Here is a 13,398-nt window from a genome sequence, read left to right as displayed (position 1 = left end):
AGGCGGTTCGGGCGCCCGAGTCAAGTGCTCCGCCGGCGCGGTGTGTGGGCCCGGTACGGGCTGACCGTCGGGTCCCCGTCGATCCAGAACCGCCACGGGTGCGTGGCCCCGTCCCCGCCCACTCCGGTGCGCGGGCCGCTGCGTACCTGATCAGGCTTGACCCGGTCGCCCGTCAGTACGGACAGGGGGGACTCGGGGCCGGCGCAGGCGTCGGTGCCGTCCAGGGTGCGGTCCACGTCCAGGGCCGTGGCGAGGCGGGCCGGGCCCTTGGCCAGTTCCTTGTCGTACCGGGCCGAGACCCTTCGGTGGCGGGCCAGCTCCTGGCCGACCGTGATCTCGCCGGCCCGCAGCAGCACGCCGCTGGCCGTGCCCTCGGGGCCGCACACCAGATTCAGGCAGTGCCACATCCCGTAGGTGAAGTAGACGTACGCGTGACCGGGGGGTCCGAACATCACGGCGTTGCGGGCGGTGCGGCCTCGGTACGCGTGGGAACCTGGGTCGGCTTCGCCGGCGTAGGCCTCCACCTCGGTGAGGCGCAGCTCGATGGGTCCGTCGTCCGTCATCCGTACGAGGGTCCGGCCGAGCAGGTCGGGAGCCACTTCCAGTACGGGGCGGTCGAAGAAGTCCCGTGGCAGCGGCGTACGGTCGGGGCTCTCGATCATGTTGAACGAGCGTACTGGTGTGGGGCCCGGAACCGGCTACGGTCTTCTCCGCCCGTAGGCGTATATGAGCCGGGGACCTACGCGACCGACAAGGAGTGGACATGGGCTTCAAGAAGCTGCTGGCGAGTCTGGGTGCCGGTGGCGCCTCCGTGGAGACGGTGCTGACCGAGGCGAACGTGGTGCCGGGCGGTGTCGTCCAGGGTGAGGTGCACATCGAGGGCGGCTCGGTGGCCCAGGGCATCCAGGGGCTCTCGCTCGGTCTGCAGGCCCGGGTCGAGGTCGAGAGCGGGGACCAGGAGGTGAAGCAGGACATCGAGTTCACGAAGGTGCAGCTCGGTGGGGCCTTCACCGTGCAGCCGGGTGCGGTGCACGTGGTGCCGTTCGGGCTGGAGATCCCGTGGGAGACGCCGGTGACGTGCATCGGGGGGCAGCCGCTGCACGGGATGAACATCGGTGTGACGACCGAGCTGGCGATCGCGCGGGCCGTGGACTCGACGGACCTGGACCCGATCCACGTCTATCCGCTGCCGGCGCAGCAGGCGATCCTCGACGCGTTCGTGCAGCTGGGCTTCCGGTTCCGGAACGCCGACATGGAGCGCGGGCACATCCGGGGGACGCGGCAGCGGCTGCCCTTCTACCAGGAGATCGAGTTCCTGCCGCCGCAGCAGTACCGGGGGCTGAACCAGGTGGAGCTGTCGTTCGTGGCGGACGACCGGGAGATGGACGTCGTGCTGGAGATGGACAAGAAGGGCGGGCTGTTCAGCGAGGGCAGCGACTCGTACCGGGCGTTCACGGTGCGGCACGACGCCTTCCAGGGGACGGACTGGGTGGCGTATCTGAACCAGTGGCTCGCGGATGTCGGTGGCCGTCGCAACTGGCTCTAGGCTCAGGGGTCAAGGCTCAGGGGTCACGAGCGAATCGGAGGTTCAGACGTGACCGAGGCGAAGAGGGCGCCGCTCCCTCATGACTTCCACCCTGCCGTGCCGTCGTTCACGGTGGTGAGCAAGGACGTGGCGCCGGGCGGTGTGCTGGCGGACGCGCAGGTCTACGCGGAGGGCAACATCTCGCCGCATCTGCGGTGGGAGGGTTTCCCGGCGGAGACGAAGAGCTTCGCGGTGACGTGCTTCGACCCGGACGCCCCGACGGGGAGCGGGTTCTGGCACTGGGTGCTGTTCGACATTCCGGCGTCGGTGACCGAACTGCCCGCGGGTGCGGGCAGCGGGACGTTCGAGGGACTGCCCGAAGGCTCGGTGCACGTGCGCAACGACTACGGGTCGAAGGACTTCGGGGGTGCCGCGCCGCCGGCGGGGGACGGTCCGCACCGGTATGTGTTCACGGTGTACGCGGTGGACACGGAGAAGCTGGGGCCCGACGCGGACGTGTCGCCGGCGGTCGTCGGGTTCAATCTGCGGTTCCACACGCTGGCGCGTGCGCAGCTGATCGGTGAGTACGAGACGCCTGCCGCAGGCTGAGAGTTCGCCTGGTGTTCGCCCGCTTCTGGCCTCGGTGAGGCCGGGGGCGGGCATTTTTATTGCGTTGTCCCGCCTCGCGTGCCCGGCCAGAGTTGAGCCGAGCCTGCCACAGGGGTGGGCCGGCACACGGGAGGTGGGCACAGATGCGGGACACGCTGGTACTGAACGCGAGCTTCGAGCCGCTGTCGACGGTGACGCTCAACCGTGCGGTGGTGCTCGTCCTTCAGGACAAGGCCGTCGTCGAGCAGTCCCACCCCGAACTGCGTGTGCGTGCGGCGGCGGTGGAGCTTCCGGTGCCTCGGGTGATCCGGTTGTGCCGGTACGTACGGGTGCCGTTCCGAAGACAGGCGCCGTGGTCGCGGAGGGGTGTGCTGGTGCGGGACCAGCACAAGTGCGCGTACTGCGGTGGGCGTGCGACGACCGTGGACCATGTGGTGCCGCGGGCACAGGGCGGTGGGGACAGCTGGCTGAACACGGTGGCCTCGTGTGCCGAGGACAACCACCGGAAGGCGGACCGTACTCCGGAGGAGGCGGGGATGCCGCTGTTGTTCCAGCCGTTCGTTCCTTCGCCGGCGGACGCGATGCTGTTGGCGATGCGGGCCGGTGACCGGTCGGAGTTGCCGGAGTGGTTGGCGCAGCAGGCCGCTTGAGGTTCCGTGGTGGCGTAACGGTGTGGTGAGGGTGGGCCCGTTCCCGGCTGTCGGCCGGGGGCGGGCCCTCTTTGTGGGTCGGCCTTCGCGGTCAGTCGAGGGTGAGCTGGAGGATGGCGAGGGTGCCGACCGCGACGATGATTCCGCGGAGGATCTTCGGGGGGAGGCGGCGGCCGACGCGGGCGCCGAGCTGGCCGCCGATGGTGGAGCCGACGGCGATGAGCAGGACGGCCGTCCAGTGGAAGTGGGCGGCGAAGACGAAGAACAGCGCGGCGATGAGGTTGACGATGGCCGCGAGGATGTTCTTGACGGCGTTGAGCCGCTGCAGGGTGTCGTGGAGCAGCATGCCCATGACGGAGAGGTAGATGATGCCCTGGGCCGCGGTGAAGTAGCCGCCGTAGACGCTGGCGAGGAGGATCATCGTGAAGAGGAGCGGGCCGCCGTCGGTGGGGGTGGGGGTGGCTCCTTCGCGGGCGCGGCGGCGCTGGACGGCCTGGGAGATGCGGGGCTGGAGGACGACCAGGACGAGGGCGAGGCTGACGAGGACGGGGACGATCGTCTCGAACGCGGTGGCGGGGAGGCGTGTGAGGAGGACGGCTCCGCCGAGTCCGCCGATGGCGCCGGCGACGCCGAGGCGGATGACGCGCCGGCGCTGGCCGGTGAGTTCGGCCCGGTAGCCGATGGCTCCGCTGATGGAGCCGGCGACGAGGCCGAGGGCGTTGGAGACGGTGGCGGTGACGGGTGGGAGGCCGGTGGCGAGGAGCACCGGGAAGGTGATGAGGGTGCCCGAGCCGACGACGGCGTTGATGGTGCCCGCGCCGATGCCGGCCACGAATACGGCGGCCATTTCCCAGATCGTCATCGGGGTCCCCTCGTGCGTGGTCGGTGTCCAGTGCACCGATCATGCACGAGGGGGTGCGGTGGTCAGTCGACGGGGGGCTCTTCGCGGCGCTGGTCCTTGCCGCCGGTGTTGAAGCCGGGGGTGCCGTTGCCGAGGTTGCCGAAGGCGCCGGAGAGGCCCTTGAGGGCGTCGCCGATCTCGCTGGGCACGATCCAGAGCTTGTTGGCGTCGCCTTCGGCGATCTTCGGAAGCATCTGGAGGTACTGGTAGGAGAGCAGCTTCTGGTCGGGGTCGCCGGCGTGGATGGCCTCGAAGACCGTACGGACCGCCTGTGCCTCGCCCTCGGCGCGGAGGGCGGCGGCCTTGGCCTCGCCTTCGGCGCGGAGGATGGCGGACTGCTTCTCGCCTTCGGCGGTGAGGATCTGGGACTGGCGGATGCCTTCGGCGGTGAGGATGGCGGCGCGCTTGTCGCGGTCGGCGCGCATCTGCTTCTCCATCGAGTCCTGGATGGAGGTGGGCGGCTCGATGGCCTTGAGTTCGACGCGGTTGACGCGGATGCCCCACTTGCCGGTGGCCTCGTCGAGGACGCCGCGGAGGGCTGCGTTGATCTCCTCGCGGGAGGTGAGGGTCCGCTCCAGGTCCATGCCGCCGATGATGTTGCGGAGGGTGGTGACGGTGAGCTGCTCGATCGCCTGGATGTAGCTGGCGACCTCGTAGGTGGCGGCGCGGGCGTCGGTCACCTGGTAGTAGATGACGGTGTCGATGTTGACGACCAGGTTGTCCTGGGTGATGACCGGCTGGGGCGGGAAGGGGACGACCTGTTCACGGAGGTCGATCCGGTTGCGGATCGTGTCGATGAACGGGACGACGATGTTGAGGCCCGCGTTGAGGGTGCGGGTGTAGCGGCCGAAGCGCTCGACGATGGCGGCGCTGGCCTGTGGGATGACCTGGATCGTCTTGATCAGGGCGATGAAGACAAGCACCACCAGGATGACCAGAACGATGATGACTGATGGCATCGTGTTCCCCGTGCCCTTCGCTGCCGTTTGTGGTCGGCTGACCGCCGGTTGGTTTCGATGATCGATTTTCCCAGACGGCGGGCCAGCATGCGTGGTGGTTCGGTCGGTTGGCCGGGTTCCGTCACATGACGACGGCGGTCGCCCCGTCGATTTCGATCACGTCGACCTGCTGTCCGGGTTCGAAGACCTGGTCGGCGGCGTAGCTGCGGGCGGACCAGACCTCACCGGCGAGCTTGATGCGGCCGCCGTTGCCGTCGACGCGTTCCAGGACGACTGCTTGACGGCCTCTCAGGGCGTCGACGCCGCTTGCGTGTTGGGGTTGTCCGTTGCGGTGCCGGGCGGCGATGGGACGTACGACGGCGAGCAGCGCGACGGAGACGACGACGAAGACGACGACCTGTGTCACCACGCCGAAGCCGAGCCCCGCGGTGATGGCGCCCGCGACCGCGCCGACGGCGAACATTCCGAATTCCGGCATCGCCGTCAGCACGAGCGGGATGCCCAGCCCCACCGCGCCGATCAGCCACCAGACCCATGCGTCGATGTCCACGTCGTCATGGTAGGACCGTGGGCTCTTCGGGGACAGGGCGCGAGTGCCCGTGGGCGGTGGACCCTTGGGACCGGCCGCTCGGCGCGGGTCGCTCGGCGCGGTCAGGAGAGGGGCAGGCCCTGTGCGGTGTAGCGGTCGCCGACCTTCTCGACGACCAGGGGCAGGCCGAAGCAGTGCGAGAGGTTGCGGGAGGTCAGCTCGGTCTCGACGGGGCCGGCGGCGAGGACCTTGCCCTGACGGATCATCAGGACGTGGGTGAAGCCCGGCGGGATCTCCTCGACGTGATGGGTGACCATGACCATGGACGGCGCGTACGCGTCGCGGGCGAGGCGGCCGAGGCGGCGGACGAGGTCCTCGCGGCCGCCGAGGTCGAGGCCGGCGGCGGGCTCGTCGAGGAGGAGCAGCTCGGGGTCGGTCATGAGGGCGCGGGCGATGAGGGTGCGCTTGCGCTCGCCCTCGGAGAGGGTGCCGAACTTGCGCTCCAGGAAGTCGGACATGCCGAGGCGGTCGAGGAAGGCGCGGGCGCGCTGCTCGTCGACGTCGTCGTAGTCCTCCTGCCAGGTGGCGGTCATGCCGTACGCGGCGGTGAGGACGGTCTGGAGGACGGTCTGGCGCTTGGGCAGCTTCTCGGCCATGGCGATGCCGGCCATGCTGACGCGGGGGCGCAGGTCGAAGACGTCGACCTTGCCGAGCTGGTCGCCGAGGATGCGGGCGGTGCCGCGGGTCGGGAAGAGGTAGGTCGAGGCCACGTTGAGGAGGGTCGTCTTCCCCGCGCCGTTGGGGCCGAGGATGACCCAGCGTTCGCCTTCCTTGACCGACCAGGAGACCTCGTCCACCAGAGCCCGTCCGTCGCGGACCACGGATACGTCCACCAGCTCCAGTACATCGCTCATGAGCGCGTTGTCTCCCCTTGCGGTCGAGTCTTCGTCGTCGTCGCTTGCGCTGCGGGCGCAAGTTCCCAGGGAAAACCTACGCCACCGGTGGAGGGGCCAGTACCTAGGGTGGGGGCATGCTTGAGGAACCACGTTCAGGACGGTTGGCCGCATGGGGGAACGCCTTGCTGGCCGGGTTGGTGTCGCCGGACGACGCCGTGGCCGCGATTGTCGGGGACGACGCGGTGCACCGGGTGGAGGGGCTGCCGGGTGAGCCGGCCCCGGTCGGTCTGACGCTGGCGCTGGGGCGGCTGCGGTCGCTGGGCGTCACGGGCTGGCGGGTGGCGCTGCCCGCGCCGGGGCATCCGCTGGGGCTGAGCGGGCCGCCGGAGTTCAACGCGCGGGCGCTGGAGGCCGAGGAGGCGGTCGTCGGGTACGGGGCGGCGTTCGGGCTGGTGCCGGAGGTGTACGAGGCGGGGCCCGCGGGTGATGTGCACGTGGAGGTGGTGTGGCACTGCCTGCCGGTGCGGGAGGCGCCGCCCGCGGACGTGCCGTCGCTGGGTGAGGCGGAGCGGGAGCTGGCGGAGGCGCTGCGGGAGGCCACCGTGGTGCTGACGCGGCTGAACGTGGCGGCGTCGGGTCCGGTGGCGGAGGCGGCGCTGGACGCGTACCGGGCGCGGGCGCACGCGGGGCGCGAGCTGCTGGCGCCGGGGTATCCGGCGCGGGCCGTACGCGTGCTGGAGCTGGCGCAGCGGGTGGGGCTGCTGATCTCGCTGGCGTACGACAACGGGCACGGCGGCGCGGTGAGCGCCTCGGAGATGGCGGCCCGGGCGGCGGCGCTGCGGCCGGTGGAGCGGGTGGCGCGGCGGGCGCAGGTGGCGGCGTTCAACGCGTATGTGGAGGAGAAGGAGCGCGGACGGCCCTGAGCGGGCGCCCCCGGGCCCCGGGAAAGGGGCAGCCCCCCAGGTGGAGCCTGGGGGGCCGGGGAGGTCATGCGGGGAAGGCCGTCAGTGGTTGACGGAGGTGTTCCCGTAGGCCGGGTTCAGCGCGCCGATGACGGTGACGGTGTTGCCGTTCACGTTCACCGGGACGTCCACGGGGGCCTGGATCAGGTTGCCGGAGCCCACGCCCGGGGACTTGATGGCGGCGCCGTCGGCGTGCGCACCGCCGGTGGCGGACGCGGCACCCGCGGCGGCGGCGACGAGCCCACCGGCGACCATGGTGACAGCAGCGGCCTTCTTCAGGTTCTTCACTGGAAAATTCCTCCTAGCCATCGCTGCGGCCATCGCCGCAGCACGCCATGGAGAACGCCCGCACGCCGCCCAGGTTGCGCCGGACGGGTGACATACACCCGACGGTATGAATCTTTGATGGAAGGACAACCTTCTCGACGGGTGCCGTTTCAGCCCGTGAGGCCGTGGCGTACGGCCCAGAGGGCGGCCTGGGTGCGGTCGGCGAGGTCCAGCTTCATGAGGATGTTGGACACGTGCGTCTTGACGGTCTTCTCGGAGAGGACGAGGGCGCGGGCGATCTCCCGGTTGGAGCGGCCGTCGGCGATCAGGCCCAGGACCTCGCGCTCCCGTTCGGTGAGGGAGCCGCCGCGGCCGCCGGCGCCGTTCGTCTCCTCCTGCGAGAGCAGCGCGCCCGCCACCTCCGGCTGGAGCAGGACGTGCCCGGCGTGCACGGAGCGGATGGCTCCGGCCAGGGCATCGGGGTCGATGTCCTTGTAGACGTATCCGGCGGCGCCGGCGCGCAGGGCCGGGACGACCGTGCGCTGCTCCGTGAAGCTGGTGACGATCAGCACCTTCGCCGGGTTGCCGAGCTCGCGCAGCTTGCGCAGGGCCTCGATGCCGTCGGTGCCCGGCATCTTCACGTCCATGAGGACGACGTCGGGGCGCAGCTCCTCGGCGCGCGCGACGCCCTCGGCGCCGTCGCTCCCCTCCCCCACGACCTCGATGTCGTCCTGGACCTCCAGGAACGTCCGCAGGCCGCGGCGGACCACCTGGTGGTCGTCCACCAGCAGGACCCGGATCGCCCGCCCGTCTCCCGTCGCCGCCCTTCCTACCGGGCGCTCCGCGCCGTCCCTCTTGTCCTCAGCCACCGGGGACCTCCATCTCGATCGTGGTGCCCGCGCCGGGCGCCGAGTGCACGGTGAGTCTGCCGCCGACGCCGCTCGCCCGGTCGCGCATGGAGACCAGGCCGAGGTGGCGGCCGGCCCTGCGGACGGCACGCGGTTCGAACCCCTTGCCGTTGTCGCGGACCGTAAGGAGCGCGCCCTGGCCGTGCCGGGTGAGGGTGACGGCCACCTCGTCGGCCCCGGAGTGGCGCAGCGCGTTGTGCAGGGCCTCCTGGGCGACCCGCAGCACCGCCTCCTCCTGGGCGGCGGGCAGGGCCCGTATGGAGCGGCCGTCGAACGTGACGCGGGCGGCGTGCGCCCGGTCGAGGACCTGGATGTGGGTGCGCAGCGTGTGGACGAGGCCGTCCTCGTCGAGCGCGGCGGGGCGCAGCTCGACGACGGCGGCCCGCAGCTCGTCGGCGGCCTCGGCGGCGAGGGCGGCGACCTGTTGCAGCTCGCCCTTGGCGCGGGCCGGGTCGCGGTCGACGAGGGCGGCGGCGGCCTGGGCGGTCAGGCGCAGCGAGAAGAGCTTCTGGCTGACGGCGTCGTGCAGCTCGTGGGCGAGGCGGGAGCGCTCCTCGGTGATGGTCAGCTCGCGGCTGCGCTCGTAGAGCCGGGCGTTGGTGAGGGCGATCGCGGCGTGCTGGGCGAGGATGCCGAGCAGCTCCTCGTCCTCGGCGGTGAAGCCGCAGCCGCCGCCGGGGGCCGGGCAGCGCTTGTTGGCGAGGAACAGCGCGGCGATGGTCTCGCCGCCGTCGCGGACGGGCAGGCCCAGGAAGTCGGACATGTCGGGGTGGGTGCTCGGCCAGCCGCCGAAGCGGGGGTCCTCGCGGACGTCGGCGAGGCGCTCGGTCTCGCCGTCGTGCAGCATCGCGGCGAGGATGCCGTGCTGGCGGGGCAGGGGGCCGATGGCCTTCCACTGTTCCTCGCTGACGCCGTCCACGACGAACTGCGCGAAGCCCCCGTGGTCGTCGGGGACGCCCAGGGCGGCGTATTCGGCGTCGAGCAGCTCGCGGGCGGACGCCACGATCGTCTTGAGGACGTCGCGGACCTCCAGCTGCCTGCTCATTTCGAGCAGGGCGGTGCTGACCGCTGCGAGGCCGGAGCGTGGTCGGTCGGTCATGCGTTCACGTTACCTGCGGGGGTGACCCTGCGTATCCGCCTGTGGACGGCGGGGACCGGGACCTCTGACCTAGGGCTGCGGGCCGTGCCGGAGCAGTGCCGCGCCCGCGCCGTGAGCCGTGTCGGAAGCGCCCGAATTGTCGCCTCACTGTGCGCATTGCTCACGCAACAGATGGTGAGACTGTTACGGGCCCGATGTGAGGCCGCGCATAGGACCCAGGTCACTTACGAAGGGGCGTAGTGGAAGGGATAAGGAAGGGATCAAGGCTGGTGGAAGGGGTGGGGCCGCCATCGCGACGCGTCGTCGGGCGGCCCCTGATCCACTACCGGGGATCGTACGTCACACCTTTGCCTCAAGATTTTGCGCCCGCTAAGAATTGCTGCCGTCGCCCGCCGAGCCAGGCGCAGCGCCATCCCGGCCAGCGACTTCCGCGATTCGAAGAGGTACGACTGCATGTCCCCGTCCAGCACGCCTGGTCTCAGCCGTCTCAAGAAGAACCAGAAGCTCTCCCTCGCCGGTGTGGCCGCCGTCGCCGCCGCAGCCCTCACGTTCTCCCTGGCCCCGGGCAACGCCTCGGCCGAGGCGGAGACCAAGGAAGTCGCCGCCGGTGCGGTCGCCTGGAACGGCTACTCCACCCAGGAGCTGCAGGAGTCGATCAGCGGCCAGCAGTCCGCGCTCGAGCTGAAGGCCGCCGCCGACGCCAAGGCCAAGGCCAAGGCCGCCGCTGCCGCCAAGGCCAAGGCCGCCGCCCAGGCGAAGGCCAAGGCCGCCGCCGCCGCCAAGGCCAAGGCCAAGGCGCAGGCCGAGGCGAAGAAGCGCGCCGCCGAGAAGGCCGCCGCCAGCCGCGCCGCCGCCCGCAAGCCGGTGTACCCGAACAACCTCGACGGCTGGATCCGCGAGGCGATGTCCATCATGAAGAAGCAGGGCATCCCCGGCACCTACCACGGTCTGCACCGCAACATCATCCGTGAGTCGAGCGGCAACCCGAACGCCATCAACAACTGGGACATCAACGCCCAGAACGGTGTTCCGTCGATCGGCCTGCTCCAGGTCATCAAGCCGACCTTCGACGCCTACCACTGCCCGGGCACCGAGAAGAGCCAGTACGACCCGGTCGCCAACATCTGCGCCGCCGCCAACTACGCGGCCGACCGCTACGGCACCATCGACAACGTCTTCGGCGCCTACTGAGCCGACGATCCACAGCTGTACGCCGAAGGGCGGCACCCCGCGGGGGTGCCGCCCTTCGTGTCGTTCACGCCGTGTCGTCCACGTCGTGTCCTACGTGTGCGCCGTTACTTGCGCATGACCTCCGGCTCGTGGCGGCGCAGCAGCCGCGCCACCAGGACGCAGCATGCGACGCCCATGAGCAGCAGGATGGTGATGTTGATGCCCCACTGGCCGGCGCTGTGCTCCCACAGCGGGTCCAGGTCGGTGGGGTTCTTGTGGTCCCACGGCGGCATCAGGTGGGCGAGGTCGAGGGTCGTGCCGGCGCCGGCGATGGCCCAGCGCGAGGGCATGAGCCAGGCGAACTGCTCCAGGCCGGGCGAGCCGTACACCTTGAACAGGATGCCGGTGAACACGACCTGGACGATCGCGAACATGACCAGCAGCGGCATGGTCTTCTCGGCGGTCTTCACCAGCGAGGAGATGACCAGGCCGACCGCCATCGACGTGAAGCCGAGCGCGATGACGACGATGCAGATCTCGACGGCCGGCGGCATGATCAGGCCGTCGGCGGGCAGCTCGCGGGTGGCGAAGCCGATGCCGCAGATGATGACGCCCTGGAGGGCCGTGATCAGGCCGAGGACGATGACCTTGGACATCAGGTACGCCGAGCGGGACAGGCCGGTGGCCCGCTCCCGTTCGTAGATGACCCGTTCCTTGATCAGCTCTCGTACGGAGTTGGCCGCGCCCGAGAAGCACATGCCGACCGCGAGGATCAGCATGATCGTGCCGGCGTCGCCGTTGAACCGGGACGGCGGTGTCGGCGGCGCCAGGCCGAAGTCGGCCGGGATGACCACGGAGACCGCGCCGAGCACCGCGGGCAGGATCACCATCAGGGCCATGAAGCCCTTGTCGGAGGCGATCACGGAGACGTAGCGGCGGACCAGCGTCCACAGCTGGGCGCCCCAGCTCTGCGGCTTGGGCGGCTTGGCCGCGGACTGCACCGGCATCTGGACCGGCTGGGCGGCGACGGCGTCGATGTCCGCCGCGTACAGCTGGTAGTGCTGGGAGCCCTTCCAGCGGCCGGCCCAGTCGTAGTCGCGGTAGTTCTCGAAGGCGGAGAAGACGTCGGCCCACGTCTCGTAGCCGAAGAAGTTGAGCGCCTCCTCCGGCGGGCCGAAGTACGCCACGGACCCGCCCGGCGCCATGACCAGCAGCTTGTCGCAGAGGGCCAGCTCGGCCACGGAGTGCGTGACGACGAGGACCGTACGGCCGTCGTCGGCCAGGCCGCGCAGCAGCTGCATGACGTCGCGGTCCATGCCCGGGTCGAGGCCGGACGTCGGCTCGTCCAGGAAGATCAGGGACGGCTTGGTCAGCAGCTCCAGGGCGACGGAGACGCGCTTGCGCTGGCCACCGGAGAGGGAGGTGACCTTCTTCTCCTTGTGGATGTCGAGCTTCAGCTCGCGCAGCACCTCGTCGATCCGGGCCTCGCGCTCGGCCTCGGCGGTGTCGCCGGGGAAGCGCAGCTTGGCCGCGTACCCGAGGGCCTTCTTGACGGTCAGCTCCTTGTGCAGGATGTCGTCCTGCGGGACCAGACCGATGCGCTGGCGCAGCTCGGCGAACTGCTTGTAGAGGCTGCGGTTGTCGTAGAGGACGTCGCCCTGGTCGGCGGGCCGGTAGCCGGTGAGCGCCTTGAGGAGCGTCGACTTTCCGGAGCCGGAGGGGCCGATGACGCCGATCAGCGACTTCTCGGGGACGCCGAAGGAGACGTCCTTGAGGATCTGCTTGCCGCCGTCGACGGTGACCGTCAAGTGGCGGGCCGAGAAGGAGACCTCACCGGTGTCGACGAACTCCTCGAGGCGGTCGCCGACCAGACGGAAGGTCGAGTGACCGACACCGACGATGTCGTTGGGGCCGATGAGGACGGTGCCCGACTTGGCGATCGGCTGGCCGTTGACGTACGTGCCGTTGTGCGAGCCGAGGTCGCGCAGTTCGAAGCGGCCGTCGGGGTGCGCCGTGAACTCGGCGTGGTGGCGCGAGACCTGGAGGTCGGAGACGACCAGTTCGTTCTCGAGCGCACGGCCGATGCGCATGACGCGCCCCAGCGCCAGCTGATGGAACGTGGTGGGGCTGCGGTCGCCGTAGGCCGGTGCCGCCCCCGCCGCGGCGCCGCCTGCCTGCTGGTGCGGGATGTGCGGCTGCTGCGCCTGCTGGTGCGGGTGCGGCTGCTGGGCCTGCGGAGGGTTCTGCCAGCCGCCCTGCTGGTGCTGGGCCGGCGCCTGGTGGGCCTGGTGCGCTTGGTGCGCGGCGGGCGCCTGGTGCGCCTGCGGTGCCTGGGGCGCCTGCTGCGGGCCTGGCCAGGCCTGCTGGGCGGCCTGGTGCGGCTGGGGGGCGTTGTACGCGCCCGCCGCGGCGGCGGCAGCGGTGAGATTCAGCCGCGGTCCGTCGGTGGCGTTGCCCAGGTGCACGGCGGAACCGGCGCCGAGTTCCATCTGGTGGATCCGCTGGCCCTGCACATACGTGCCGTTGGTGGAGCCATGGTCCTCGATGACCCAACTGCGGCCGTTCCAGCTCACCGTGGCGTGGCGCCACGAGACCCTTGCGTCGTCGATCACCACGTCACCCTGCGGATCGCGTCCGAGGGTGTACGACCTGGACGGATCGAGGGTCCAGGTCCTTCCATTCAATTCCAGTACGAGTTCCGGCACTCCATGCCCCACGTAGTTGTCCCCGAGGTACCCCCGTCGCTGGGAGTCTAGGGATGGCGAACATCGGAGGAACTATTTCAGGCCCGGTCCCGTATCCGAAAGTCGGGCAGTGTGAAGACCGCGCGCAGGCCCGTGCGAGCCGTGCCCCGGGGGTCCGCCGACCCCGGAGGAATGCCGCTTCGGGGGACGTGCGCTGATCAGTGCGGGCGGATCGGTCA

The 13,398-nt window shown here is 70.5% G+C and carries 14 protein-coding genes; 5 read left to right on the top strand and 9 right to left on the bottom strand.

Going from position 1 to position 13,398, the window contains the following annotated elements; genetic code table 11:
• Positions 1-20: 20 nt before the first annotated feature.
• A complete protein-coding gene (locus ABEB09_RS26365) occupies positions 21-662 on the bottom strand; it encodes a DNA-3-methyladenine glycosylase (protein WP_345692401.1) in 642 nt (213 codons plus the stop codon).
• 101 nt (positions 663-763) lie between these two features.
• Here ABEB09_RS26365 and ABEB09_RS26360 point away from each other — a divergent pair, with 101 nt between their 5' ends.
• From ABEB09_RS26360 to ABEB09_RS26350, 3 genes are all read left to right on the top strand, one after another.
• Complete coding sequence (locus ABEB09_RS26360) at positions 764-1,546, top strand: sporulation protein (RefSeq protein ID WP_345692400.1); 783 nt, start codon at positions 764-766, stop codon at positions 1,544-1,546.
• Positions 1,547-1,594: 48 nt separating this feature from the next.
• Positions 1,595-2,134: a YbhB/YbcL family Raf kinase inhibitor-like protein gene (locus tag ABEB09_RS26355; protein ID WP_345692399.1), complete on the top strand. Its 540-nt coding sequence runs from the start codon at positions 1,595-1,597 to the stop codon at positions 2,132-2,134.
• A gap of 143 nt (positions 2,135-2,277) precedes the next feature.
• The gene (locus ABEB09_RS26350; protein ID WP_345692398.1) at positions 2,278-2,784 is read left to right on the top strand and encodes an HNH endonuclease; all 507 of its coding nucleotides are present in this window, start codon (positions 2,278-2,280) and stop codon (positions 2,782-2,784) included.
• 91 nt (positions 2,785-2,875) lie between these two features.
• Here the strand turns inward: ABEB09_RS26350 and ABEB09_RS26345 are convergent, their stop codons facing one another.
• From ABEB09_RS26345 to ABEB09_RS26330, 4 genes are all read right to left on the bottom strand, one after another.
• Positions 2,876-3,646: a sulfite exporter TauE/SafE family protein gene (locus ABEB09_RS26345; protein WP_345692397.1), complete on the bottom strand. Its 771-nt coding sequence runs from the start codon at positions 3,644-3,646 to the stop codon at positions 2,876-2,878.
• A gap of 62 nt (positions 3,647-3,708) precedes the next feature.
• A complete protein-coding gene (locus ABEB09_RS26340) occupies positions 3,709-4,644 on the bottom strand; it encodes an SPFH domain-containing protein (RefSeq protein ID WP_345692396.1) in 936 nt (311 codons plus the stop codon).
• A 121-nt stretch (positions 4,645-4,765) separates the two neighbouring features.
• The gene (locus ABEB09_RS26335; RefSeq protein WP_345692395.1) at positions 4,766-5,194 is read right to left on the bottom strand and encodes an NfeD family protein; all 429 of its coding nucleotides are present in this window, start codon (positions 5,192-5,194) and stop codon (positions 4,766-4,768) included.
• Between the two features lie 101 nt (positions 5,195-5,295).
• The gene (locus tag ABEB09_RS26330; protein WP_345692394.1) at positions 5,296-6,087 is read right to left on the bottom strand and encodes an ABC transporter ATP-binding protein; all 792 of its coding nucleotides are present in this window, start codon (positions 6,085-6,087) and stop codon (positions 5,296-5,298) included.
• 116 nt (positions 6,088-6,203) lie between these two features.
• On the opposite strand from ABEB09_RS26330, the gene ABEB09_RS26325 reads away from it, so the two are divergent.
• Positions 6,204-6,992: a hypothetical protein gene (locus tag ABEB09_RS26325; RefSeq protein WP_345692393.1), complete on the top strand. Its 789-nt coding sequence runs from the start codon at positions 6,204-6,206 to the stop codon at positions 6,990-6,992.
• A gap of 81 nt (positions 6,993-7,073) precedes the next feature.
• Here ABEB09_RS26325 and ABEB09_RS26320 read toward each other — a convergent pair whose 3' ends face one another.
• The 3 genes from ABEB09_RS26320 to ABEB09_RS26310 form a co-directional block, all read right to left on the bottom strand.
• On the bottom strand, positions 7,074-7,319 hold the full coding sequence (locus tag ABEB09_RS26320; protein ID WP_345692392.1) for a chaplin: 246 nt from the start codon (positions 7,317-7,319) through the stop codon (positions 7,074-7,076).
• Between the two features lie 149 nt (positions 7,320-7,468).
• Positions 7,469-8,098, bottom strand: coding sequence for a response regulator (locus tag ABEB09_RS26315; protein WP_345694094.1), 630 nt, complete (start codon positions 8,096-8,098; stop codon positions 7,469-7,471).
• A gap of 61 nt (positions 8,099-8,159) precedes the next feature.
• Positions 8,160-9,305 (bottom strand): GAF domain-containing sensor histidine kinase, encoded by a 1,146-nt coding sequence (locus ABEB09_RS26310; RefSeq protein WP_345692391.1) that lies wholly within the window; start codon positions 9,303-9,305, stop codon positions 8,160-8,162.
• Between the two features lie 453 nt (positions 9,306-9,758).
• Between ABEB09_RS26310 and ABEB09_RS26305 the strand changes: the two genes are divergently transcribed.
• Entirely contained in the window at positions 9,759-10,496 is a 738-nt protein-coding gene (locus tag ABEB09_RS26305) for a transglycosylase SLT domain-containing protein (protein ID WP_345692390.1), read from the top strand.
• 104 nt (positions 10,497-10,600) lie between these two features.
• On the opposite strand, the gene ABEB09_RS26300 is transcribed toward ABEB09_RS26305, so the two are convergent.
• Positions 10,601-13,192, bottom strand: coding sequence for an ABC transporter ATP-binding protein/permease (locus ABEB09_RS26300; RefSeq protein ID WP_345692389.1), 2,592 nt, complete (start codon positions 13,190-13,192; stop codon positions 10,601-10,603).
• Positions 13,193-13,398 lie beyond the last annotated feature (206 nt).

The sequence above is a fragment of the Streptomyces coeruleoprunus genome, assembly GCF_039542925.1.
GTDB classification, from domain to species: Bacteria; Actinomycetota; Actinomycetes; order Streptomycetales; family Streptomycetaceae; genus Streptomyces; species Streptomyces coeruleoprunus.
This window is presented reverse-complemented; position numbering and strand designations above follow the sequence as displayed.

Bases quoted from the DNA above. Each gene is read 5' to 3' on its own strand.
- ABEB09_RS26310 (WP_345692391.1), bottom strand. From the start codon at position 9,305: ATGACCGACCGACCACGCTCCGGCCTCGCAGCGGTCAGCACCGCCCTG.
- ABEB09_RS26340 (WP_345692396.1), bottom strand. From the start codon at position 4,644: ATGCCATCAGTCATCATCGTTCTGGTCATCCTGGTGGTGCTTGTCTTC.
- ABEB09_RS26305 (WP_345692390.1), top strand. From the start codon at position 9,759: ATGTCCCCGTCCAGCACGCCTGGTCTCAGCCGTCTCAAGAAGAACCAG.
- ABEB09_RS26325 (WP_345692393.1), top strand. From the start codon at position 6,204: ATGCTTGAGGAACCACGTTCAGGACGGTTGGCCGCATGGGGGAACGCC.
- ABEB09_RS26350 (WP_345692398.1), top strand. From the start codon at position 2,278: ATGCGGGACACGCTGGTACTGAACGCGAGCTTCGAGCCGCTGTCGACG.
- ABEB09_RS26345 (WP_345692397.1), bottom strand. From the start codon at position 3,646: ATGACGATCTGGGAAATGGCCGCCGTATTCGTGGCCGGCATCGGCGCG.
- ABEB09_RS26365 (WP_345692401.1), bottom strand. From the start codon at position 662: ATGATCGAGAGCCCCGACCGTACGCCGCTGCCACGGGACTTCTTCGAC.
- ABEB09_RS26360 (WP_345692400.1), top strand. From the start codon at position 764: ATGGGCTTCAAGAAGCTGCTGGCGAGTCTGGGTGCCGGTGGCGCCTCC.
- ABEB09_RS26330 (WP_345692394.1), bottom strand. From the start codon at position 6,087: ATGAGCGATGTACTGGAGCTGGTGGACGTATCCGTGGTCCGCGACGGA.